Here is a 24,847-nt window from a genome sequence, read left to right on the forward strand (position 1 = left end):
TATATCAGGCCAGGTGTATAATATCTATTTTAGGGAGATATTTTCCCGGTACTGGCTTGGTGTGCAGCCAAAATATTTTTTAAATACTTTCATAAAATAAGAAGGTTCCTGATAGCCAGAGAGCAGTGCTACCTTGGAAATGGGCACATTGCTGGTTTTTAAAAGCTTCTCAGATTCTTTCATCCGTTCTTCTAATACGAGAGCAGTGAAATTCTTCCCAGTGACCTGGCGGATCAGGTCACTGGCATAGGGAACGCTGATGTGGAAATAGCTGGCCACATCCGGCAGTGTAATGGTTGCCAGCTGCTGCCAGATCAGTTTGCGAAGCTGGGTTTCAAAAGCAGTCTGATCAATATGGGATTTCTTATGAACTGTATTTTCCAAGAGAAAACATGCAATGTCTTCAGTCAGCTGGGAACGCATGTTGGAAAAATAGTGATCAGAGGAAACCCGCAGCCATTTAAAACAGGAGGGAGAAAACTGCTTCATTCTTTTTATATATGGATAGGTTTCTTCTGCTTCAGAAACTACTTCATCATCAGGGCTGCTGATCCAGAGAATGGATTTTTCAGAGATAGCCTGGAGACAGGAGCTGATGGAAAGCCGTCTGGCACTGCCTTTTATTTCACTGGTCAATGTTTTTTCGTCTGTGCCATGAATATAGGGGATTCCTTCTTCCAGCAGATCATTTAAGTGTTCTCTGTAATCATCATTTTCAAGTCCAAGAAGATAAATGCGCCACAGATCGCAGGGGGCTAAGAATACGCCGCCTTTTGCCTGGGAACAAAGGGCGATCATGCGGGCTGCATTGACACAACCTAAGCTGTGGCCGATAAAGAAAATATGATTTTTGTCAAAATTATACTGAGTATCATTTAATACAAAATCTAAGACTGCTTTTGTATCTTCAAAACTTCCCTCAAAAGAAAAGTCACCTTCGCTGCCCCAGCATCCCCGGTAGAAAAAAATAACAGAAGAAAAACCAGTCCGACGAAGAGACTGTGCAAGATCCAGATTTTTGCAGGGAATAATTTCCGCTGCTCCCCCAACTGCCGCTGTAGTGGAATGTCATTACGTGAAAGCCGGCCCGTTTGAATGCCTGTGCAAGATCCAGGTTCTGTTCACATCCGGGAATGCCATGGAGAAGGAGAACGGTAGGATGGGGACCTTCGCCCCCTGCTGAGTATAAAGTGGCAAAGAGTTTTCCATGTTTTCCGGGGATTATGATACCATAAAGATCGGGCCGGCTGCAACAGGCGCCGAAATGAGTTTCTTTCGCATTTGTATTTTTACAACACATATAAACGGTCCTTTCTGACATTCATTTCTAAATCTAAAAGAACAGATTTATTATTTTTTCTCAATTTATTCTTTATTTTCTGCTTCTGCCAGTTCTTTATTTAAATCTCTCTTGTACCAGTCTTTTCCGTACAGGAAACGGGAAACCAGCATAGAAGCAACGGTATCGCCGCAGGAGTTGATGAGGGTACAGCCTGCATCAAACAGTTGTGTCATCATCATCAGTACCGGAAGGGCGATAACAGGGAAACCAAAGGAAGAAATAAGCATGGTCTCCATAGCAGCACCACCACCAGGAACAGAAGATACAGCAACAGAAGCACATACAGCGATGGTCAGTGCAAAAGCGTAATCACCAATGCTTCTGAATGGATGTCCAAACAAGGTGCAGCAGAGCACGATCTCATAAATAGTAGCAAGGCATGCACCGTCCATATGACAGGTAGCGCCAACTGGTACAACAACAGAACTTACCACTCTTGGAACACCTAATTTGTCGCATGCATCAAGCTGCATTGGAAGAGCAGCAGAAGAACGGGTACCAAGTGCAGTCAGTGCAGGTGTTAAAATTTCTTTAAAATAATGTTTTACACCCCATGGACCAGCAGCAATAAATGCATAAAGCCCAAGGAAAACAAAGAAGTAAACAAGCACTGTTGGATAGTAGATCAGAAGTCCGCGCCCGTAGCTTTTTAACAGGTCAGAGCCATATGTACCGGTCAGGTTTGCGAAGTAAGCCATCAGTCCTAAAGGAGCAGCTTTCATTAAAATAGCAACCATTTTGTAAAATACCAGAGACATGTTGTTTAACCAGTTTGCAATTTCGCAGCCTTTTTCTCCAAGGGAAGAAACAGTAACGCCAAAGAATACAGTAAATACGATGAGAGCCAGAATATGTCCTCTGGAAATCACGTCAGGAAAATCACCAACAGTAAAGGTATTAACAAGCTGGTCACCAATACTAGAAACAGCAGCCTGTGCAGTAGCATCACCTGCACCTAACTGAACGGAAGTATCGACACCAAAGATATTTAATACGATAAACATAAAACTTCCGGCAATGGCTGCAGTTACAATGAAGATCACCAGCGTAAATCCTAACAGCTTTCCAACGCTTTTTGTATCGCTGATATTAGCAATAGAACTGGAAATTGAGAAGAAAAGCAGCGGAACCAGCAGTACAAACAGCAGGTTCAGCCAGATCTGGCCGATTGGATACAGGAATGATGCTTTTTCTCCCATCACCATTCCAATAATGGCGCCTAAGATGACAAAGGCAATAAGGATCAGTGGTTCACGATAGGCAGAAGCTTTTTTCTTTTTTCGCCCATGATAATTCCCTCCCTGGAACATATTATTTATATTACACACACTATAAGAGTTTTCAGACAACTTTTCAATCAACAATTACAGTAATTGAACTGTAATATTTTAAGCTTTTGCTATTTTTATTGATAATAAATGAAATATATCAATAAAGACAACAGGATCAAGATGTGCTATGATAAGTAAAGTCTGAAAGACTGGCGTTAAAATATAAGATGAGGTAAAATAATGGATTATAAAGCATTAGAAGAGCATATTAAAGATTCTGTAATGGAAGAACAGGCGAAACTGGGCTTTCGCAAAGAAGTGATCCGGCTGTATTATCCTGTGGGCATGTTAAATAATCTTTTTGGCACTGATTATGATGCAGAGGAAATGCAAAAGGCCCTTACAGGATTTGCAGGGTTTGTTAAAGAACGTCTGGGTGAAATAATGATTACTCACAAGAAAGAGCGTTTCTGTCTGATCCTTCCAGAAGAAACAAGTGTTTATGTTCATGAACATAAAAAAGAAAATGAATTTATCCACCAGCTGGTAAATCTGATCGCTTCCCATGAAACAGATATGGAGCAGGTGAAAAAACTGTTTAAACAGCAACCTTATCCAAGTGACGTGGAACAGATGAAGGGCGGCGAGTTTGATATGGTTATCCACTTTACAGAAGGTGATGACAGGTATTATTATTGCTTTAAGGATGAAGGTTTTCACATTACCTATCATCGTTTCCTTCCGGCAGATTATAAAGATCTGGGAGTGTAGCAAAAACTACACTCCCTTTTTGCATAACCTGATACAGTCTTTTAACCATTTACAGCAGGTTTCTTCTCTTAAAACAGCTCCGTGAAGGACCAGATAATCGGCAAAATCATTTTCATCTTCAGGGGGAACACTGGAAAATTTCTCCATATTTCCTTTTAGATGATCTAGTTTTTCTTCATGCTGTTTTAATTGATCTGTTAGCAATGCCAGACGCTTTTCAGGAGATAAGGCACCAGAAAAAAAGAGCTGCAAGCGGAACTCATCCTTTGGTACAGGTTTTAAAGGATTTAAGCTTTCTTCCCATTCATAAAAATCTTCCCGTCCTTTTTCTGTAATAGAATAAACCTTCTTTTCCAGCACATTTCCTGTGATCTCAACCTCATACTGGACCAGACCTTTTTCGGAAAGACTTTTCAGCTCTGGATAAATCTGGCTGTGCTTCGCATTCCAGAATTCAAAGAGAGTGGTCTCAAATTCTTTTGACAGATCATAGCCAGTCATACTTTTTCTATTTAAAAGTCCCAAAATGGCATATTTTAAAGTTCCCATATATTTAGATCCCTTCTTTAAATATAAATATGAAAGTATATTTCATGCTATCAGCAGTATATCATACAATTTCTTTCTGTGCCATAGGAAAAAATATATACATATAAACATGTAAGCATTGACATGTTTGTATAATGATGTTACCATAAAAGAAAACGTGTTCCAATAAGGGACAGACAGCGAAAAAGCAAGAAAGGGAACAAAAATTATGAAACGTACAAAAGCAGAACAGATAAAGCGATATTTTATCTTTTTAGTGGGCTTGTTTGTAAACTCTCTGGGCGTCAGCCTGATTACAAAAGGGAATCTGGGAACTTCCCCTATTTCTTCTATTCCGTATGTACTAAGTCTGAATTTTCCGTTCTCACTGGGAAATTTCACTATTGTGTTCAGTCTGCTTCTGATCTTCCTCCAATTTTTGCTGCTGGGAAAGAATTTTAAGGCAGAACATTTATTGCAGATACCTGTATCCATGGTATTTGGTTATTTTATTGATGCATCTATGATCTTACTTGGTTTTGTACATCCGGCTGATTATCTGGCAAAGGTAGCTGGACTTTTGATCGGCTGTCTGATCCTTGGCAGCGGTGTTTATATGGAAGTTCTGGCAGATGTAGTTATGCTTCCAGGAGAGTCTTTTGTAAGAGCCGTGGTATTTTGTATTCATTCTGAGTTTGGTTTTACCAAGGTCTGTTTTGATGTTTCCATGGCGGTGATCGCAGCTGCTCTTTCTGTTCTTCTTTCCGGCCATTTAGAAGGTGTACGTGAGGGTACCATTGTAGCAGCTGTTTTAGTGGGATTTATTGCAAGAAGTATTGGAAAACATCTTTCTTTCCTCCCTGTGCTTATTTATGGAGATGATAAAGAGGAAGAAGAGAAGATCGAAGAAGAATTAAAAGACGTTGTTGAATAGACGATCCGCCTGCGACAGAAGGCAGCCAGGCGTACCAGCGCGGGTTGGTGAATACGTTATCAATATGATGATACCAGGGTCAAAAGGTCATAAATCCGATGCAAGCTTGCTTGCAGGAGGATTTTTGAACTTGGGACCCGCCAAAAACATGAGTAAGGAGCCATTTTTTGAAGAAAAATGAGCGGATTACGAATGTTTTTAGAATTGCGGGAGTGCAAAGCACGTAGCAATTCGGTATCAGAGGGGTCAAAATACCTTTTGACCCCAACATCATATGATGTAAGTGTCAAAAGTATAAATTGCGTTTGTGCTCGCACAAATAAGCAATTTATACTTATTGACACGCCGAACACCGAAAACGAAATAAAATGGTGTGAACACGCCATTTTATGGGAGTTTGAGGTGTTCGAGGATTGCGGGAATTGCATAGCAATGGAGCAATCCGGTTACATCAGTGAGTGGCAAAATTTACTTTTGACACTCACATCATCAATATAAAGGAGAGAAAAATATTATGACACACAAATTTCCACATCTTTGCAGTCCTATTACCATTGCAGGGCGCACCTTTTCCAACCGTATGTTTTCAGCACCTATGGGTGGAACAGATATTTCCAATGACGGCTGTATCGGTCCCAAATCTACAGCCTTTTACGAGCTTCGTGCAAAAGGCGGCGCAGCAGCAGTAACAGTCAGCGAATGTATGGTACATCCGGAAACAGACGGCTCCCATGCCTATCATCTGGATACAGCGATTCTAAATTCCTTGGCAGCGGCCACTTATACAGCAGATGCCATTTCCCGCCACGGGGCAGCAGCCAGTCTGGAGTTGTCCCATTCCGGTATGTATGCAGGAACTTATATGACTGATAAATCAAGACAGCATGAAATGTGCCAGTGGGGGGCTTCTGATACTGTGCGTGCAGATGGCGTAAAGGTAAAGGCTTTAAGCAAAGCACAGATTAAAGATATTGTTGCTTCTTATGGTAAAGTGGCAGGCCTTGCAAAACGTGCAGGCTTTGAGATGATCCTGGTCCACGGTGGACATGGGTGGCTGATCAACCAGTTTTTATCCCCATATTTTAACCACAGAACTGATGAATACGGAGGTTGTCTGGAAAACCGCTGTCGTCTGGCAAGTGAGATCTTAGATGCAGTCCGTGAGGCTGTAGGTCCTGCATTTCCTATTGAATTCCGCTTAAGCGGGTCTGAATTGTTTGAAGGCGGCTATGACCTGGAAGAAGGTATACGCATTGCTATGCAGCTGGAATCAAAGATCGATCTGCTCCATGTATCTGCCGGTACTTACCAGAGGGGCTTTGGCGATACCCATCCTTCTATGTTTAAGGAGCATGGCTGTAACGTACATCTGGCAGCTGAGATCAAAAAGCACGTATCCATTCCGGTTGCCACATTGGGCGGTTTAAATGACCCGGAACAGATGGAAGAGATCATCGCTTCCGGCAAGGCAGATGTAGTTTATATGGCCCGTGCACTTCTGGCAGATCCATTCCTTCCAAGAAAGGTCATGGAAAACAGGGATGAGGATATTGTCCGTTGTCTGCGCTGCTTTACCTGTATGGCAGAACGTGCAGCTACTTCAACCAGAAGGTGTACTGTAAACCCTCTGATCGGAAGAGAGCTGGAAGGGGATGAAATACAGCCTGCGCCGGTGAAAAAGAAAGTCCTGGTAGCCGGAGGAGGGCCGGGAGGTCTGTATGCAGCCTGGACAGCAGCCAGAAGGGGGCATCAGGTCATCTTATGTGAAAAAGAAGAGGAACTGGGCGGAATTTTAAAGAGCGAGATCGCCATTCCCTTTAAAAAAGAAATGTACCAGCTTACAGAGACCTATGCACGTTTCGCAAGGCAGAGCGGTGTAGAGATACGTTTAGGATGTGAAGTTACTGCTGAATATGTTGAAAAAGAAGCACCAGATGCTCTGATCATTGCTGTTGGTTCTAAGCCGCTGGTTCCACCGATCCCTGGAATTAAGGACAAAAACGTGATCCTTGTTAATGAGCTATACAAAAACCAGGACCGCGTGGCAGATGAAGTTGCTGTTATGGGTGGTGGTCTGGCCGGTTGTGAATGTGCCATCCATTTAGGCATGGAAGGAAAAGAAGTACACCTGATCGAAATGCGGGATGAGCTGGCTGTAGATGCCAATGTGCGTCATCGTCCGCTGCTGTTAAAAGAAATTGAGAAATATGTTCATGTCCATACCGGATGCAAGGTAGAAGAAGTGACAGTTGAAGGAGTACGCTGTAAAGATAAAGAGGGCAAAGAGCTGCTGATCAGCGGTAAGACAGTGATCTGTGCTCTTGGACAGAGAAGCAGAACGGATGTTGTGGAAGCTCTCAGAAATGGTGCGCCCTTTGTCCGTGTTATTGGGGACGCAAGAAAGGTTTCTACCATTACAAATGCAGTTTATCAGGGATACCATGCAGCTTTAGATATTTAACCGTCATGTCTGAACTGTAACATTTAGCAAAATGCTGTGCTGCAGCTATTTGATCATGAGGAAACAGTATAACGAATCGTGAATATCCTTTGGCAATCGTATAAAGTTTTATATTTTGGAAAAAATACTCTCAGTCATTACAGGAGAATAAGCCTGTGGCTGAGAGTATTTTTAATGGTGTATTCATTCATATGTATGGTGATTGTCCGTTCTTTTATGTGTATTATTGACATTTTGCCCAAAAAGTTATAATATCAATATGCATATGTAGTAAACAATACTATATATTAAGGCAATACGTAACGAGAATAATAGTAATGATAAAAACATTGATATTCAAAATATGAAAACAGGATGAGAAAGGAAGGTTTATCAATGAACAAGAAAGTTTTGCGTGCAGGAGCAGTATCTGCAGTGGCAGCCGGCGTTGGAGCAGCTGCGGTTATGGCTGGAAAGCGCCGCAGCAAAAAAGAAGAGACAAACAGCGATTATCGTAATACGGAACTTGGCAAGTTTGCAAAAAACAGCAAGGGAATTTACTATACTAATGGTAACTATGAAGCCTTTGCAAGACCGGAAAAACCGGAAGGAATCGAAGAAAAGAGTGCTTATTTAGTAGGAAGCGGCCTGGCAGCGCTGGCAGCAGCCTGCTTTTTAGTAAGAGATGCCCAGATGCCTGGAAAGAATATCCATATTTTAGAGGCAATGGATGTAGCTGGCGGTGCCTGCGATGGTATTGATGACCCTACAAGGGGCTACGTAATGCGTGGCGGACGTGAGATGGAAGATCATTTCGAGTGTTTATGGGATCTGTTCCGCAGTATTCCTTCACTGGAGGTACCAAATGCATCTGTCCTGGATGAATATTACTGGTTAAATAAACATGATCCAAACTATTCCCTGTGCCGTGCTACTGAAAAAAGAGGCGAAGATGCCCATACTGACGGCAAGTTCCGTTTAAGCCAGAAAGGCAGTATGGAGATCATGAAGCTGTTTTTTACAAGGGATGAGGACCTGTATGACAAGTCCATTGAAGATTTCTTTGATGATGAAGTATTTGGTTCTGATTTCTGGCTGTACTGGCGCACCATGTTTGCTTTTGAAAACTGGCACAGTGCTCTGGAAATGAAGCGTTATTTCCAGCGTTTTATCCACCATATTGGCGGACTGCCAGATTTCTCTGCTTTGAAATTTACCCGGTACAATCAGTACGAATCCCTGATCCTTCCAATGCAGAAGTATCTGGAAGCAGCAGGTGTACAGATCCAGTTTGGCACCAGCGTTACCAATGTCCGTTTTGACATTGAAGGCGAAAAGAAGACTGCCAAAGCTATTGAATATATAAAAGACGGTGGAAAAGGCGAGATCACACTTACTGAAAATGATCTGGTATTTATAACAAATGGAAGCTGTACAGAAGGTACCATTTATGGGGATCAGGATCATGCACCTGTTGGGGATGCAGAGGTACGCACCAGTGGCTGCTGGAGCCTGTGGAAGAACATTGCAGCCCAGGATGGATCTTTTGGACATCCGGAAAAGTTCTGCTCTAATATTGCTAAGACCAATTGGGAATCTGCAACTGTTACAACTTCTGATGAAAAGATCATTTCCTATATCCAGAAGATCTGTAAGAGAGACCCAAGAACCGGAAAGGTAGTTACCGGAGGTATCGTAAGCTGTAGAGACTCCAGCTGGCTGTTAAGCTGGACGATTAACCGCCAGGGACAGTTTAAGGCTCAGAAGAAGGATGAGATCTGTGTATGGGTATACAGCCTGTTTACTGATGTACCAGGCGATTATATTAAAAAGCCGATGAAAGAGTGCAATGGTAAAGAGATCACAGCAGAATGGCTGTATCATCTGGGCATCCCTGCAGAGGAGATCGATGACCTGGCAGCAAACCATGCAAACTGTACTCCGACTATGATGCCATATATCACTGCTTTCTTTATGCCAAGAAGTGCAGGAGACAGACCGGATGTTATCCCGGATGGCTGCGTAAACGCTGCATTCTTAGGCCAGTTTGCTGAAACACCAAGAGATACTATTTTCACCACTGAGTACTCCGTGCGTACTGCTATGGAAGCTGTATACGGACTTTGCGGCGTAGACCGTGGCGTTCCTGAGGTCTGGGGAAGCGTATATGATGTGAGGGATCTGTTAGACAGTACTGTAAAGCTGATGGACGGAAAATCCCCACTGGAAATGAAACTGCCTCTGCCATTAGAGCTGTTAAAGAAGCCGCTTCTTAGAAAGATTGATAAAACAGTAGTTGGGAAACTGTTAAGAGACCACAATGTGATCAAAGACTGGATGTTATGATTTAAAAATACCCCCGTCAGCTGGCGGGGGTTATATTTTTTATGCGATTGCATTTGATAGCGGTTTTTCAATATACCGTCGCCACTGCTTAACCATTTGGCCCACTACCAGGGCATTGATCAGTGTTCCTTCCCGCACCCCGTTTAACTTGTGGAAGCAGATCAAAGCTAAGATCATTGCCAGAATGGTAAGAGTGCTGTCAAAACCAACTTTTACATTTCCAAATATAAAACCGGTCTTTTTAGCAAAGGCACGTACAAATGCCTCTGCAGGAAGCATGATCACATCTGCGATCACTTCAAAGCTGATCCCAAGGGACATGATGATACATCCGATGACCAGGTAAACAAAGGAATCACCCCATGGGCCGCCGAAACGGGTAGGAATGATGGCCATGGCCTTGTCGATGCAGAAACTGAAAAAGAAAGTGATAGGGATCTGTAAAGCCTGTTCTATACTGAACCGTTTTCTTAAAATAGCCTCACAGATCAGAAATATCATATTAAACAGAAAGGTAAAAAATCCCATAGATACAGGTATTACTAGGCTGAGCACAAAAGGAAGTCCGGAAACCGGCGAGGTTCCAAGTCCCGCACGGGTGATAAAGGCGATTCCTGTTGCACATAAGATAACTCCGGCCAGAAATAGACCATAACGCTTACAGACTGATTGAAACGACATAATAAAATCTCCTGTTCTTTCACATATATTTTATTTTCCCAGATCATGTGGTCTATAATCCCCGATTTCGTGTTAAAAAATAGGCACACATGACAAAATAGTACAAAAATATTTTTGCTAACCTAAAATATTTTGTATATAGTGTAAAACAAAAATGCGAAAAATTCAATACTAATCTGTAAGTTATTGATAAAAAATTGACTTTCTTTGTATTTACTGGTACTCTTATTAAGATAAAAAACAGAAGATAGGGGAAAATATGAATACACAACAAAATAACAGCAAACTGACACAGCTTCCTGTAGTAATGTTTTTGGCAGGTATCTGCTGTTTCTTATGGGGAAGTGCTACACCAGCTATTAAAACAGGATATCAGTTATTCCAGATCCAGTCCTCAGATGCTATGTCCATTATTTTATTTGCAGGAATGCGATTCGTACTGGCCGGCTTTCTGGTAATACTGTTCCACAGTATCCAGGAACGTCACTGGATCATGCCGGAACCCGGTTCAGGAAAAGCTATTGTATCCCTTTGTTTAAACCAGACGGTTCTTCAGTATTATTTCTTTTATACAGGACTGGCTCATGCAAGTGGAGTACACGGTGCCATTATCACAGGAGGAAATGTTTTTATCTCTATATTAGTGGCAAGCCTGATCTTCAGGTATGAAAAACTGACAGCCAGAAAAATGATCGGCTGTGCCTTTGGATTTGCAGGTATTGTTATTATGAACCTGTCCGGTCAGAAAGGAAACATGTTTGAAGTATCCTTGCTTGGTGAAGGTTTCGTTCTGTTTGCCCAGGTCTTTTATGCTACTTCCAGTGCACTTTTGAAAAAGTACGGAAACAAACACGATGTAGTTACCTTAAGCGGTTATCAGTTTATGTTAGGCGGTCTGATCCTGATGATCATTGGCCTGGCAGGCGGCGGAAGGGTACAGGTCAGCGGAAATTACCTGGCGTACATTTTATTGCTGTATATGGCATTTATCTCCGCAGTTGCCTATACACTCTGGGGCGTACTGTTAAAATACAATCCGGTCAGCCGTGTTACTGTATTTGGTTTCATGAACCCAGTGTTTGGTGTACTTTTATCTGCTCTGGTACTGGGGGAGACTGCGCAGGCATTTTCTGTAAACAGCCTTGTGGCACTGATCCTGGTATGTATAGGAATTTATATAGTAAATAGCGTAAAAGTATTAAAAGAAGCATAAATAAAGAAATAGTTCCCTCCTTGACAACGAATGGTATATGTGTTATACATAATATAGAACAGATAAAATAAAAATAGTAAAGAAATAATGTAACACATATAGATATAGAAAGGATGAGAACGATGTCACAACAGAAAAGAGATTACTACGAAGTTCTTGGAATAGATAAAACTGCAGACCCGGCAACTATCAAGAAGGCTTATCGTAAGCTGGCAAAGAAATACCATCCTGACAGCAATGTTGGAAATGCTGCGGCTGATGAGAAATTTAAGGAAGTAAATGAAGCTTATGATATTTTAAGCGATCCTGAGAAAAAGAAGTTATATGACCAGTTCGGCCATGCAGCTTTTGATGGTACTGGCGCAGCTGGAGCCGGATTTGACGGGGCAAACGGCGGATTTGGCACAAATGGTCATTTCAGTGGCGGTTTTGGCGGCTTCTCTGATGCAGGCGGTTTTCATGGTTTTGGTGGTTCCGGAACCCATACCTACCACTTTGAAGGCGGTGAAGGGGATGATATTTTCGGAGATATCTTCGAAAATATGTTCGGCGGCGGAAAGAAGAGCAGCTTCCATCAGGGTGCCAGTGGATTTAATGGTTTCCACCGTTATTCCGGCGGTTTTGGCGCAGATGCAGCCAGTGAAAAAGGCAGTGATGCACAGGCAGAGATCAATCTAAGCTTTGATGATGCAGCTTTTGGTGTGGACCGTGTGATCACGCTGTCCGGCACAGATGGAAGCCGGCAGAATCTTCAGATCCATATCCCGGCAGGTATCGGCGATGGACAGAGCATCCGCTTAAAAGGCAAGGGAAATCTCGGTATGGGATCCGGTGAAGCAGGAGATCTGCTCTTAAAAGTCCATGTAGGAACCCGTCCTGGATATGAGAGAAAAGGAATGGATGTGTATACAAGCACAGAAGTGCCTTTTATGACTGCAGTTTTAGGCGGGGAGATCATTGTACCTACATTGTACGGCAATGTTTCCTGCAAGATCAAAGAAGGAACACGATGTGGTTCAAAGATCCGTCTTGCCGGCAGAGGTATTGTTTCTATGAAAGATCCAAAGATCAAAGGCGACCAGTATGTGACTATCCAGATCGCTGTTCCACAGAACCTGACTGAAGATGCAAAGAGAAAATTAAAAGAATTTACGGATGCCTGTAAAACCAGCAGCAGACATGCCGCATAACTGACTGACAGTTATAAATCCGCGGTTAATGCGGATATCCCATAAAAATTGTGAGGTACCTTATGAAAAAGAACCAGAGACCAGAAAGAATTTCCACCCTGAATCCCAGAGGGAAAATCCCTTTCCGGTACAGGTTCTTTTTTTGCATTTCAGCTATTTTACTGGCTTTTATGCTGATATTTAGCACAGCTGCTTTTGTATTCAGGGAAACCATTGATCTGTACCTTTGCGGCAGCCGCACTAATGTATCAGAAGAGGAAAAAAAAGCTGCAGCAGATGACAGCCGCCGGCTTGCAGAGCAGATTGAGGCAGAAGGAGCAGTGTTATTAAAAAATGAGAATAATACACTGCCATTATCTGAAGATATTACCCGGGTAAATGTATTTGGCTGGGCTTCTACTCAGTGGTTAGGAAGTGGTTCCGGTTCTGGAAGAGTTGAAAAAGTGGAACTGGATTTTCTGGGTGCTTTAAAGGAGTCTGGCATTTCTTATAATGAAGAACTGACCCACATGTATGAAGATTTTCAGCCGAAACGTGCAAAAACAGCTACTCTGGAAAGCTGGCCGGAGGAAACATGCCGTCTGTATGAACCGGATATCAGTGACCGGGAATATTATACAGAGGAAATGCTTCAAGATGCGAAAGATTACTCTGATACAGCTATTATGGTAGTAGGCCGTTTTTCCGGAGAGAGCAGTGACTGTACCCAGCTGCAGTACAAGAAAAATAAGAAAAACGGCCAGCTGCTGGTAGATAAACGCCGTACCTATCTGGATCTTTCCACAGAAGAAGAGGGACTTTTAAAGTATCTGGGAGAGAATTTTAAAAATGTCATCCTTCTATTAAATACAGGGAATGTAATGACTTTAGGAGCGATCGACCTTACGCCTGGCATCGGCGCCTGCATTATGGCAGGTATGACCGGGGAATATTCAGCTGAGGCTCTTCCTGACCTTTTGTGGGGAAAAATAAGTCCTTCCGGCCGCACCGCAGATACCTGGGCTTATAATTTTTCTACTGCAGCCAGCTATGCTACTGCAGCTGCAAATGGTGTGGGGGCTTATAAAAATGGAGAAGGTCTGTATCCCTTTGATGGTACAAAAAGCGGTAATCTGGGAGAATCCTTTAAATATGACCAGGTATCCTATGTGGACTATGCAGAAGGTATTTATATTGGTTATAAATGGTATGAAACAGCAGATGCAGAAAACTACTGGGATAAGTACCGCAATCTTCATGGAAAGGGTTATGATGCGGTAGTGCAGTATCCTTTTGGCTATGGTCTGTCTTACACCGATTTTGACTGGAAGGTGGTAAAAGCCCCGGGGAAAAAAGAAAAACTGGCAGCAGACAGTATTGTAGAGATAACCGTTCAGGTAACTAACATCGGGCAGATATCAGGAAAAGATGTGGTCCAGTTGTATTACACCCCTCCTTATGAGCCTGGTGGGATTGAAAAACCGGATGTTGTACTTGCAGATTATGGAAAAACAAAGGAACTGGCACCTGGAGAAAGTGAAGAAATAACCTTATGTGTAAAATCAGAAGATATGGCTGCCTATGATTACAATGACAGCAATCATAATGGTTTTACTGGCTATGAACTGGATCCTGGCGATTATCAGTTTTCCATCCGTAAAAATGCCCATGAGACAGCAGATATCCCTGGGGCTCAAATAAGCCTTGCACTAAAAGAAAATGTCCAGTATCCTGCAGATCCATATACAGGAGCGGCAGTTTCTAATAAAATGACAGGTACCGGCGCAGTTGATGGTGTAGGTATAGACGGTACAGACAGTGGTCAGTATATTAATTATATGACTCGCAGTAACTTTGATGAGACCTTTCCTAAAACGCCTGTAAAAAGCCGTCTGCTTCCCAAAAGAACTGCAGCTTTTAATTTGTATACACAGGAACAGGCAGATGAAAATGCAGAGGCCATGGAGACAGAAGAGGTGATCTTCGGTGATGATAAGGGACTCCTTATTGAAAAAAATGGAACTGTTACAAAACTTGGTTATGAGTTAGGCGCTGATTATAATGATCCTAAGTGGGAAGAAGTCCTAAACCAGCTGACAGAAGAAGAAACAGAAGAATTGTTCCTTCACGGATACGTAAAAACGGAAAAACTGAAAAGCATCGGAAAACCTTTGGCAAGAGAAGCTGACGGACCGGCCCAGATCGGAAGTTTCAACCAGAATCCAACAGGTACCGGCTTTCCCAATGCAGGCATTATGGCACAGTCCTGGAATACAGGATTATCCCAGGAAATGGGGCGGGCAGTAGGAAAAGAAGCTGGGCAGTTTGGTTACAGTGGCTGGTATGCTCCGGCTGTGAACCTGCACCGCAGTCCTTTTGATGGCCGCAATTACGAATATTATTCCGAGGACAGTCTGCTTTCTGGCAAAATGTGCGGCGCAGCTGTAGCTGGAAGTATGGATATGGGAGTTTATTGTTATGTAAAACATCTGATCTGCAATGACCAGGAATCTGGTATTTACAGAGACGGAGTCTATACCTGGATGACAGAGCAGACATTACGGGAAACTTATTTAAAACCGTTCCAGATGATCGTACAGGAAAATGGGGCTACAGGGCTTATGTCTTCCTACAACCGTCTGGGCGCTGTGTGGGCCGGAGGCAGCAAGGGTCTTCTTACCGGTATTTTAAGAGAAGAGTGGGGATTTAAGGGAGCAGTTATCACAGATTATTCTGATCACCACAGATATATGAATGGAGATCAGGCTCTTTTTGCAGGCGGGACCCTGTGGATGGATGGTTTCATGAATGATGGAAGCTTTGCTTTTAAAAATGAGGGAAATAAAGCTGCCTATGACCAGGAACTGAGAAAAGCTGCAAAAGATATTATTTATATGTACTTAAACGCCGTAGTAAGAAATCAGGCTTACGCAGAAGAAACAGGAGATAGAAGTGTATTAAAGCCTGCGATCAGGGCTCCATTCCCTCTGTGGGAAGCAGGACTGGCTGCAGCAGATATACTGGTATTAGGAATCTTCTTGGTAGCTGAAAAAAATTATAAAAGGAAGAAAAAAGAAACTATATGATGTAAGTGTCAAAAATATAAATTGCGTTTGTGCTCGCACAAATAAGCAATTTATACTTATTGACACGCCGAACACCGAAAACGAAATAAAATGGTGTGAACACGCCATTTTATGGGAGTTTGAGGTGTTCGAGGATTGCGGGAATTGCATAGCAATGGAGCAATCCGGTTACATCAGTGAGTGGCAAAATTTACTTTTGACACTCACATCATTATATAGAGAGTCATAGGAAAATAAATGTCCCGGCAGAGGAAAAATCCAGTGCCGGGACATTTTCTTAAAAAGGGCCTCTTAACTATAGAGTATATTCTTTATCGTAGATGATCTCCGGAAGAGATTCTGCATCAGAAGAAGTTACTTTTCCTGCCGATTCCTTGTCATCATCAATGAAATAGATAGAACCGCCGGAGATTTTGAAAGTCCAGGTTCCATTTACCTTGTAGTTTTTGCTGGAAGACTGGATCTTGCCGGATTCATTGACCAGATACAGCTTGTTATTTACATAAAATACCTGGAAATCAGAACCGCTGTCTGCTTTTACAAGACGTCCCTGATAATACAGATAATCATCTTTTGCACCATTATAACCGCAGCCTTTATCAGAGCCGGATTCGCTAAAATAGTAAGAAGCGCTTTCGCCATCTACACTTAAATTAGAACGTTTACCGGTGATCATCTTTCCGTCAGAATCATTTTCACCAAAATATCCGGTAAAATCTTTGCCTGAAGAGGTGACGATATGGATCAGTCCGGTCTGGCGGACGCCATAAGCATTGAAGAAATAAGAACTTCCGTCTATTTTTGTAGTTGCTTTGCTCATATTGGCTGCTTTGCTGTTTAAATAAGCTGCTGTACCGTCACTGTCGAAATAGTACCAGTTGGATTCTCCTTCATCCGGTACTTCATCGCTGTTGCTGTCGGCACTGATCTCATCTTTATCATCAGAATCACCTGGGTGTTCAGAAAGTTCCAGCCATTTATTCTTTGCCATAATGCCCTCGTCAGCACCGCCAAGGTATACAAATTTGCTGATGCCGGAAGTATCGCCTGTTTTTGCATTGCTTTTTACAGCTACCCAACCGGTCATCATAACGCCTTCATCATTAAAATAGTATTTATTATCCCCAATGGTCTCTGCAGAGTAGGAATCATTTTTAGAACGTTTGGCCTTGCCGTTTGTCTGGAAGTAGAACCATTTGGCAGTGTCAGAAGCAGAAGTACGGACTTCAGAAACAGTCCCATCCTCCGGTTTGTTATCTTCATCATAATCCAGGCACAGCCAGCCGGTCTTTGCATAGCCTTTTTCACCCAGATAATAAATATCATCGTTGTCAAAATACCAGCCTGTACGCATTTTTCCATCACTGTCAAAGGCATACTTTTTGTCTCCGATAGTGCTCCATTTATCTTTTATCATTTTTCCCTTGGCATCTACATAATACCAGCCGGATTTTTTCTGGGAAGTATCTTCAGTCAGCTGGATCCAGGAGTTTTTTACCATAACACCATCGCCATTTACATAATAAGTATCATCGATCCACTGGTTTACAGCAATGACTCCGTTGCTGTCAAGATAATAAGAGTTATCACCGGAGATTTTCCAGGTGTTGTATGCATAATTTCCAGAGGCTTCCAGGTACTTCCAGACACCATCTTCACTGACCCATCCTGCAGTGGATGCCTGTGCGCAGATAGCAGTACCTGTACTTAAAATGATGACAGCCCCAAGGGATAGGAATAGTTTTTTGTATGTTTTTATCATGTATTTTCCCCTTTCAAAATTCTTAAATCATCATTTTATAGTATAACATCCACCTGGCTATCTCACAATAATGTTCACAAAATTGTCAGAAAAAAACAATAAAAAAACTGCTCCATTGTCAGTGGCTAAGGAATCGTTTATAATAAACTGGTACATCATTTTATACACAACAGGAGGAAACAGGTATGGAACGGGGACCTGTAAGGGTGGCAGTAATGGCAGATACCCATGGAGTATTACGCCCGGAAGTAGAGAAGATAGTAGAGACCTGTGATGTGATCGTACATGCAGGTGATTTTGATACACAGATGCTTTATATGAAATTAAGCGGGAAGCAGCCACTTTATGCAGTACGTGGGAACAATGACAGAGGCTGGTCTGGAGGGCTTCCGGGGATCAAGCGCTTTGAGATTGGCGGCGTGAAAATGGTCATGGCTCATCAGAGAACAGATATCCCGGTAGCATTAGGGGATGCCCAGGTAGTGATTTTTGGCCATTCCCATATGTATCAGCAGCAGGAGATTGCCGGAAGATTATGGCTGAATCCGGGAAGCTGCGGTTATAAGAGAAATACGCTGCCTCTTTCCATGGCTGTTATGACTATAGAAGACTGCAAATACACGGTAGAGACCATCTGGCTGGAGAAAGGTTATGGTACTCCAGAAGCGGCTATTGCACAGAGAGAAAAGACAAAGGTAAGTAAATACGAAAAAAAGCAGAAACGTTATCAGCAAAAGCAGCTTAGAGATGCAAATGATGCAAAAGAAAAAGAACTTCTGTTTACCATTGCAAAAGTCCTTCGTTTCAAAAAGTCCGGAGAATCCAGACTGTGGATCATTAAAAATGTGGGTAATGATCCGCAGCTCACGGCAAAAATCTATGATATCTGTGATACACTGTCAGATACGGATGCAAGAAGCATACGGGAGAAGCTGGGTGATCTGTAAGATATTATAGAACCTGTATCCTGGGCATTTTAATTCAAAAAGGCGTTGTAGGTGGTCTTTCCTAATAAAGAAATAAACAAAGCCCCCGCCATAACGGCGGGGGTTGTGCATTATGTTATCGTTTCATTTTTAATTTTTCTTCTTCAATAGTGACCCGTGATTCTTCCAGGGTGCTTCCCAATACTTTCATCAGAACATCTTTCTCCATGGTTGGAGCGTAGTAGAAGCCTTGCTGATAAGTGCAGGCATAATGATTTAATGCCTTGATCTGGTTTTCCGTTTCCACGCCTTCTGCGATGATGCGCAGATCAAGATCTCTGGCAATCTGGATCAGTCCTCCTGCAATGCAGGCAGAAGCAGGATTATTCTCTAACTGCCATACAAACATACGTTCCAGTTTAACAGTATTGACAGGCAGATCCAGAACACTGGTCACAGGAGCACAGCCGGAGCCGAAATGATTTAATACCAGTTCCACACCCATAGAGGACAGTTCCTGCATAATAACATTTACGTTGATGTAAACGCTGGACAATGCTTCATCATCCAATTCCAGAGCCAGTTTCCCTTCTGGAATTTCATAACGGTCAAGAATATTGTTTACCTGATCTAAGAAATCTTCTTGAACCAGCAGGATCGGGGATACCGGTATACAAATTGATTCAAAGTCTTTTTTTGCCTGGATCAGTTCATGTATAAACTGTCCTGCATGTTCTAATGCATAATAGCCTACAGCACGGATCTGCCCAGAGTCTTCTGCGATCGGGATAAATTCAGCAGCACCTACAAGGCCGATGCCCTGAATAAAGATCCGCATATAAGAATCTGCTCTTGTAAAGCGTTTCTCCTTTAAATTATAAGTAGGACGGTAGCGTACTTCCAGTTCGTTCTTTTCCAGAGCTGTCTGCAGATAGCGGGCAATGGCCTGACGGCGGATAGCTTTTTCGTGGAGAACAGAATCATATACTGCAGACTGGTTGGCACCCTGCTCAGTAGCAGCCTGTACCGCTATATCCAGGTGCTTTAAAAGCATCTGTGTATTCTCACTGTGTTCAGGATAGGAACACAGGCCAATCTGGGCAGAACACAGACAGTCAACATTATCTACCTTCCATACATTTTCAAAACGCTCTAAGACCGTGTCAGCCAGAGCAGATGCCTGTCCTTCTGTGCAGCCATCCAAAATAAGGATAAATTCCACACCAATATAGCGGTAAACAGTTACTTCAGAAATATCCTTTAAATAAGCTGTGATCTGTGATAACAGCTTTTCGCAGTATTCGTATCCGAATGCCTGATTTAAACTTTTGAAGTTTTCCAGATATATTTTTACAGCCATTCCCTTAGATGGGACAGGCGCAAATAGTTTATCCAACTGAGCCAGGCACTGATTACGGCTGCTAACATCTTCAGTTTGGATATCCGGCTGTGAAATTACAGGAGCAGTAGGTTCCTGTGGTTGTTTTGTATCTTTTTTATTGCGAAACCAATCCATACGATCATTCCTCCCAGATCAGTTCTATACCTGCTTATTGGCAGAATATAGAAATGTTTTTTTCTATTATAGTATATAATAACTAAAATCTCAATTTTATTTTCTACTATTTTATAAAATGACTATTTTTTCTTTCCAAATATCCATTCCTATGGTATACTTAATAAAGTATAATCCAACACAAGGAGATATTCATTTATGAAAATGAACCGTGTATTTTTGAAATTAAGCGGCGAAGCCCTTGCAGGTCCTAAGAAGACCGGTTTCGACGAAGATACTGTAAAAGAAGTGGCAAGACAGGTGAAGTTATCTGTAGATGCAGGTGTTCAGGTAGGTATTGTTATCGGAGGCGGAAACTTCTGGAGAGGCCGTACCAGCGATGCGATCGAGCGTACTAAAGCAGATCAGATCGGTATGTTAGCAACTGTTATGAACTGTATCTATGTTTCTGAAATTTTCCGTAATGCAGGAATGCAGACTGAGATCTTTACTCCATTTGCATGCGGTACTATGACCCAGCTGTTCTCAAAAGATCAGGCAAATAAGTGCTTTTCAGAAGGAAAAGTTGTATTTTTTGCAGGTGGTACAGGACATCCGTATTTCTCAACGGATACAGGTATTACACTGCGTGCCATTGAGATGGAAGCTGACTGTATACTTCTTGCAAAGGCAATTGATGGTGTATATGATAGCGATCCAAAGGTAAATCCAGATGCGAAGAAATTCGATACGATTTCTATTCAGGAAGTGATCGACCGTAAGTTAGCAGTAGTAGACCTGACTGCATCCATTATGTGTATGGAACACAAGATGCCGATGGCAGTATTCAGCCTTAATGAAGCAGATGGTATTGCAAATGCTATGCAGGGTCGTATTAATGGAACCATTGTTACAGCTGGGTAATAAAGTTAAGATCATTACAGAAAAATAAAATGACAGCAAAAGCTGTATGTTCAGGAGGGAATTTTATGGAAGATTTAAAATTTTATCAGGATAAGATGGACAAGACAATGGAGGTTCTGATCGCTGATTACGGTACCATCCGTGCAGGTCGTGCAAACCCACATGTTCTTGACAAGATCAAAGTAGATTACTATGGAACACCAACACCTCTTCAGCAGGTAGGAAACGTATCTGTTCCGGAAGCACGTATGATCGTGATCCAGCCTTGGGAAAAGAGTTTATTAAAAGCTATTGAGAAAGCTATTCTTACATCTGAATTAGGTATCAATCCTACCAACGATGGAAATTGCATCCGTCTGATCTTTCCGGAGATGACAGAGGATCGCAGAAAAGAGGTTGCAAAGGATGTAAAGAAGAAAGGTGACAATGCAAAGGTTGCTGTCCGCAATATCCGCCGCGATGCAAATGATGCATTTAAAAAGGCAGAAAAAGCAGGCGAGATCACTGAGGATGAGTTAGCTGATCTGACTGAAAAGATGCAGAAACTGACGGACAAGACCATTGAGCGTGTTGATAAGGCAGTAGAAGAAAAGACAAAAGAGATCATGACTGTATAGTCTCTGAAATAAAATGTTCTCTCGGAATCTTTCTGTGCTTGATTTTGTGAGAAGATTTTTTGTCAGTTGTGCCCAAATTTCTGAGGCGTACGTGGGACGTACGTCGATGAAATTTGGGTGCGACTGGCGGAAAATCGGCCACAAAAGCAAGTGCAGGAAAGACTCCGAGAGGACATTAAATAAATACGGAGGCAGGAGAGACTCCTGCCTCTTATCTATGTTTATAGAGAACATATATTTATGATGAAAAAAGGTGAAAAAATGGCATTAGACAGTAATATGGTGATACCGGCTCATGTGGCTCTTATTTTAGATGGAAATGGCCGTTGGGCAAAAAAGAGAGGGCTGCCAAGAACATTTGGCCATAAAGAGGGCTGTATTACAGTAGAAAAAACAGTAGAGACCGCTGCCAGGATGGGAATTAAATATCTGACTGTTTATGGATTTTCCACGGAAAACTGGAAGAGGTCGGAAGAAGAGGTTGGAGCGCTGATGCAGCTGTTCCGTTATTATATGGTACGTCTGTTAAAAATCGCAGCTGCCAATAATGTACGGGTAAAGATGATCGGCGACAGAAGGCGCTTTGCCCAGGACATTATAGATGGTATTAACCGTCTGGAAGAAGAAACAAAAAACAATACAGGACTTACCTTTGTGATCGCAGTAAATTATGGGGGAAGAGATGAGATCCGCAGAGCAGTTGGGAAACTGGCGGAAGATGTAAAAGAAGGAAGACTGCAGCCGGAAGATATTACTGAATCTGTATTTGCTTCCTATCTTGATACAGCCGATATCCCGGATCCGGATCTTTTGATCCGCACCAGTGGGGAATTAAGATTATCTAACTATTTGCTGTGGCAGTTGGCTTATACAGAACTGTATGTTACAGATTGTCTGTGGCCGGATTTCGATGAGAAGGAACTGGAAAAAGCGATCATCCAGTATAATAAAAGAGATCGGCGGTTCGGCGGGGTAAAATGATGTACGTCGGGGATCTTTTTATGCTTGTTTTTACGAGGAGATTTTTTGCCAGTTATACCTAGTACATCGTTTCGTAAATAACTGTACGAATCACGTAGGATGCGGATTTGAGTGTGCAGGTCTAAAAACGCAGGCGTAGCGGGCTACGCTGAGGCTTTTAGGCCTGTGCAATCAGATTTGCAGACAAGTGAGTGGTATAGTTATTTCGAAAACGATGTACTAGTTTTAAAAGCCCATGTTTATGCGGTTTGGATTGGGTTGGCAGAAACACGCACAAAAGCAAGTGCAGGAAAGACTCCGGGAGTACATAGTAGGAAGGAAAAGGAGAATTTTATGTTTACAACACGACTGATCAGTGGTATCGTACTGGTTATCCTTGCTATTTTCTTCGTTGGAAAAGGAGGGGGACTTCTTTTTGCAGTGACAGCCCTGATCTCTCTGGTAGGCCTTTTTGAACTGTACCGGGTTCTTGGGATTGAAAAACGGTCTGTGGCCGTAGTTGGCTATTTGACAGCCTTCTGTTATTATGGGATCTTATGGTTTGAAGGTCAGAAATACCTTACATTAATGATCATTGCATCCTTGATGCTTTTAATGGCTCTTTATGTTTTTACTTTTCCACGGTATAAAACAGAGGAAATAACAGGAGCGTTCTTTGGTGTGTGCTATGTGCCGGTAATGCTGTCATTTTTGTATCAGACCCGCAGCATGCATGACGGGGTTTATCTTGTGTGGCTTATCTTTTTAAGCTCCTGGGGCTGCGACACCAGTGCTTACTGCGTGGGAATGCTTCTTGGAAAACACAAGCTGGCCCCTGTGTTAAGCCCTAAAAAGTCCATTGAGGGTGCGGTTGGCGGTGTGATCGGTTCAGCTTTGCTGGGACTTGCATACGGAGCCTACTTTGGACACTGCATGGAAGAAGTGGCAAACCCTATAGCAGCCTGCGCGATTGCCTGTGCTATTGCTGCAGTGATCTCCCAGATCGGTGATCTGGCAGCATCTGCCATTAAGAGAAATCATAACATTAAAGATTATGGTCATCTGATACCGGGCCATGGTGGTATTCTGGACCGCTTTGATAGTATGATATTTACTGCCCCGGCAATTTATTTTGCAGTTACTTTTTTAAAGTAAACGTTTTAAATAAGCATTTCCTTTATAAAAGGAGAATAATTATGGTAAAGAATATATCTGTTCTGGGTTCTACCGGTTCTATTGGTACCCAGACATTAGAAATAGTCAGATATAATAAAGACATTAAGGTGACAGCCCTGGCAGCCGGTTCTAATGTAGAACTGATGGAAAAACAGATCCGTGAATTTAAGCCGGAGATTGCCTGCCTCTGGAGTGAGGAAAAGGCAAAAGAGTTAAAAGAGCGGGTAAAAGATCTGGATGTAAAAGTTTTTTCTGGCATGGATGGTCTGATCGCAGCAGCTACAGAGCCAAAGGCACAGATCGTAGTGACAGCAGTAGTGGGCATGATCGGTATCCGCCCTACTATTGCTGCCATGGAAGCAGGAAAAGATATTGCCCTGGCGAATAAGGAAACGCTGGTTACAGCCGGTCATATTATCATGCCTCTGGCAAAAGAAACCGGAGTTAAGATCCTTCCGGTAGATTCTGAACATTCTGCTATCTTCCAGTGTCTTCAGGGAGCAGCAGGAAATAAGATCCACAAGATCTTGCTGACAGCATCCGGAGGTCCTTTCAGAGGCTGGAAGAGAGAACAGCTGGAAAAGGTGCAGGTAGAAGATGCCTTAAAACATCCAAACTGGTCTATGGGGCATAAAATCACCATTGACTCATCTACTATGGTAAATAAGGGTCTGGAAGTTATGGAAGCTGGCTGGCTTTTTGGTGTATCCTTAGATCAGATCCAGGTAGTGATCCAGCCTGCAAGTGTCATCCATTCTATGATCGAATATGAGGACGGGGCAGTGCTCGCCCAGCTTGGTACGCCGGATATGAAGCTGCCTATCCAGTATGCATTATATTATCCGGAAAGAAGATTTCTTCCAGGAGACCGGCTGGATTTTACAAAGCTTCGTGAGATCACCTTTGATGTGCCGGATCCAGAGACTTTTAAAGGGTTAAGGCTGGCTTATGAAGCAGGAAAAACAGGAGGAAGTATGCCAACTGTATTTAATGCAGCCAATGAACTGGCAGTAAGTCTGTTTTTAAAGAAAAAGATCCCGTATCTTACGATTACGGATATGATCCAGGCATCTATGGAGCATCATAAAAAAATTGACGGGCCGGATGTAGACCAGATCCTGGCAGCGGAAGCAGAAACTTATAATTTTATACAGTCAAAATGGAATAGAATAATAAGTTTTAAATGAAAATCAGAAAGGATGAATG

Annotated in this window: 19 protein-coding genes; 13 read left to right on the plus strand and 6 right to left on the minus strand. The window is 42.5% G+C overall.

Annotation, left to right across the window (positions count from 1 at the left end):
- Positions 1-24: 24 nt before the first annotated feature.
- Positions 25-798 (minus strand): helix-turn-helix transcriptional regulator, encoded by a 774-nt coding sequence (locus OGM16_14360; protein ID UYJ45973.1) that lies wholly within the window; start codon positions 796-798, stop codon positions 25-27.
- Between the two features lie 567 nt (positions 799-1,365).
- The gene (locus OGM16_14365; protein ID UYJ45974.1) at positions 1,366-2,652 is read right to left on the minus strand and encodes a dicarboxylate/amino acid:cation symporter; all 1,287 of its coding nucleotides are present in this window, start codon (positions 2,650-2,652) and stop codon (positions 1,366-1,368) included.
- Positions 2,653-2,853: 201 nt separating this feature from the next.
- Between OGM16_14365 and OGM16_14370 the strand changes: the two genes are divergently transcribed.
- The gene (locus OGM16_14370; GenBank protein UYJ45975.1) at positions 2,854-3,384 is read left to right on the plus strand and encodes a DUF3877 family protein; all 531 of its coding nucleotides are present in this window, start codon (positions 2,854-2,856) and stop codon (positions 3,382-3,384) included.
- A 6-nt stretch (positions 3,385-3,390) separates the two neighbouring features.
- Here OGM16_14370 and OGM16_14375 read toward each other — a convergent pair whose 3' ends face one another.
- Positions 3,391-3,933: a PadR family transcriptional regulator gene (locus tag OGM16_14375; GenBank protein ID UYJ45976.1), complete on the minus strand. Its 543-nt coding sequence runs from the start codon at positions 3,931-3,933 to the stop codon at positions 3,391-3,393.
- A 208-nt stretch (positions 3,934-4,141) separates the two neighbouring features.
- Here OGM16_14375 and OGM16_14380 point away from each other — a divergent pair, with 208 nt between their 5' ends.
- The 3 genes from OGM16_14380 to OGM16_14390 all read left to right on the plus strand — a co-directional run bounded on the left by OGM16_14380 (position 4,142) and on the right by OGM16_14390 (position 9,632).
- Positions 4,142-4,846 (plus strand): DUF6198 family protein, encoded by a 705-nt coding sequence (locus OGM16_14380; protein ID UYJ45977.1) that lies wholly within the window; start codon positions 4,142-4,144, stop codon positions 4,844-4,846.
- 514 nt (positions 4,847-5,360) lie between these two features.
- Complete coding sequence (locus tag OGM16_14385) at positions 5,361-7,307, plus strand: FAD-dependent oxidoreductase (GenBank protein UYJ45978.1); 1,947 nt, start codon at positions 5,361-5,363, stop codon at positions 7,305-7,307.
- Positions 7,308-7,682: 375 nt separating this feature from the next.
- Complete coding sequence (locus OGM16_14390) at positions 7,683-9,632, plus strand: oleate hydratase (GenBank protein ID UYJ45979.1); 1,950 nt, start codon at positions 7,683-7,685, stop codon at positions 9,630-9,632.
- Positions 9,633-9,671: 39 nt separating this feature from the next.
- Here OGM16_14390 and OGM16_14395 read toward each other — a convergent pair whose 3' ends face one another.
- Positions 9,672-10,313, minus strand: a complete 642-nt coding sequence (locus OGM16_14395) for a DUF6198 family protein (GenBank protein UYJ45980.1) — start codon at positions 10,311-10,313, stop codon at positions 9,672-9,674.
- A gap of 259 nt (positions 10,314-10,572) precedes the next feature.
- On the opposite strand from OGM16_14395, the gene OGM16_14400 reads away from it, so the two are divergent.
- The 3 genes from OGM16_14400 to OGM16_14410 all read left to right on the plus strand — a co-directional run bounded on the left by OGM16_14400 (position 10,573) and on the right by OGM16_14410 (position 15,781).
- A complete protein-coding gene (locus OGM16_14400) occupies positions 10,573-11,526 on the plus strand; it encodes a DMT family transporter (protein ID UYJ45981.1) in 954 nt (317 codons plus the stop codon).
- A gap of 122 nt (positions 11,527-11,648) precedes the next feature.
- The gene (locus OGM16_14405; GenBank protein ID UYJ45982.1) at positions 11,649-12,716 is read left to right on the plus strand and encodes a J domain-containing protein; all 1,068 of its coding nucleotides are present in this window, start codon (positions 11,649-11,651) and stop codon (positions 12,714-12,716) included.
- Between the two features lie 170 nt (positions 12,717-12,886).
- Entirely contained in the window at positions 12,887-15,781 is a 2,895-nt protein-coding gene (locus OGM16_14410) for a glycoside hydrolase family 3 C-terminal domain-containing protein (protein UYJ45983.1), read from the plus strand.
- Between the two features lie 295 nt (positions 15,782-16,076).
- On the opposite strand, the gene OGM16_14415 is transcribed toward OGM16_14410, so the two are convergent.
- Complete coding sequence (locus OGM16_14415) at positions 16,077-17,543, minus strand: cell wall-binding protein (protein UYJ45984.1); 1,467 nt, start codon at positions 17,541-17,543, stop codon at positions 16,077-16,079.
- Positions 17,544-17,728: 185 nt separating this feature from the next.
- Here OGM16_14415 and OGM16_14420 point away from each other — a divergent pair, with 185 nt between their 5' ends.
- The gene (locus OGM16_14420) at positions 17,729-18,490 is read left to right on the plus strand and encodes a YfcE family phosphodiesterase (protein UYJ45985.1); all 762 of its coding nucleotides are present in this window, start codon (positions 17,729-17,731) and stop codon (positions 18,488-18,490) included.
- A 115-nt stretch (positions 18,491-18,605) separates the two neighbouring features.
- Here the strand turns inward: OGM16_14420 and OGM16_14425 are convergent, their stop codons facing one another.
- On the minus strand, positions 18,606-19,985 hold the full coding sequence (locus OGM16_14425; GenBank protein UYJ45986.1) for a bifunctional diguanylate cyclase/phosphodiesterase: 1,380 nt from the start codon (positions 19,983-19,985) through the stop codon (positions 18,606-18,608).
- Positions 19,986-20,183: 198 nt separating this feature from the next.
- Here OGM16_14425 and pyrH point away from each other — a divergent pair, with 198 nt between their 5' ends.
- The 5 genes from pyrH (at position 20,184) to OGM16_14450 (ending at position 24,828) form a co-directional block, all read left to right on the plus strand.
- Positions 20,184-20,888, plus strand: coding sequence for a UMP kinase (gene pyrH, locus OGM16_14430; GenBank protein ID UYJ45987.1), 705 nt, complete (start codon positions 20,184-20,186; stop codon positions 20,886-20,888).
- Positions 20,889-20,953: 65 nt separating this feature from the next.
- Positions 20,954-21,505: a ribosome recycling factor gene (gene frr / locus OGM16_14435; GenBank protein ID UYJ45988.1), complete on the plus strand. Its 552-nt coding sequence runs from the start codon at positions 20,954-20,956 to the stop codon at positions 21,503-21,505.
- Between the two features lie 261 nt (positions 21,506-21,766).
- Positions 21,767-22,486, plus strand: a complete 720-nt coding sequence (locus tag OGM16_14440) for an isoprenyl transferase (protein ID UYJ48474.1) — start codon at positions 21,767-21,769, stop codon at positions 22,484-22,486.
- Between the two features lie 333 nt (positions 22,487-22,819).
- Complete coding sequence (locus OGM16_14445) at positions 22,820-23,620, plus strand: phosphatidate cytidylyltransferase (GenBank protein ID UYJ45989.1); 801 nt, start codon at positions 22,820-22,822, stop codon at positions 23,618-23,620.
- 41 nt (positions 23,621-23,661) lie between these two features.
- The gene (locus OGM16_14450; protein UYJ45990.1) at positions 23,662-24,828 is read left to right on the plus strand and encodes a 1-deoxy-D-xylulose-5-phosphate reductoisomerase; all 1,167 of its coding nucleotides are present in this window, start codon (positions 23,662-23,664) and stop codon (positions 24,826-24,828) included.
- The last annotated feature ends 19 nt before the right edge of the window (positions 24,829-24,847 follow it).

This window comes from Lachnospiraceae bacterium, from assembly GCA_025758065.1.
Classification (GTDB): Bacteria; Bacillota; Clostridia; order Lachnospirales; family Lachnospiraceae; genus Enterocloster.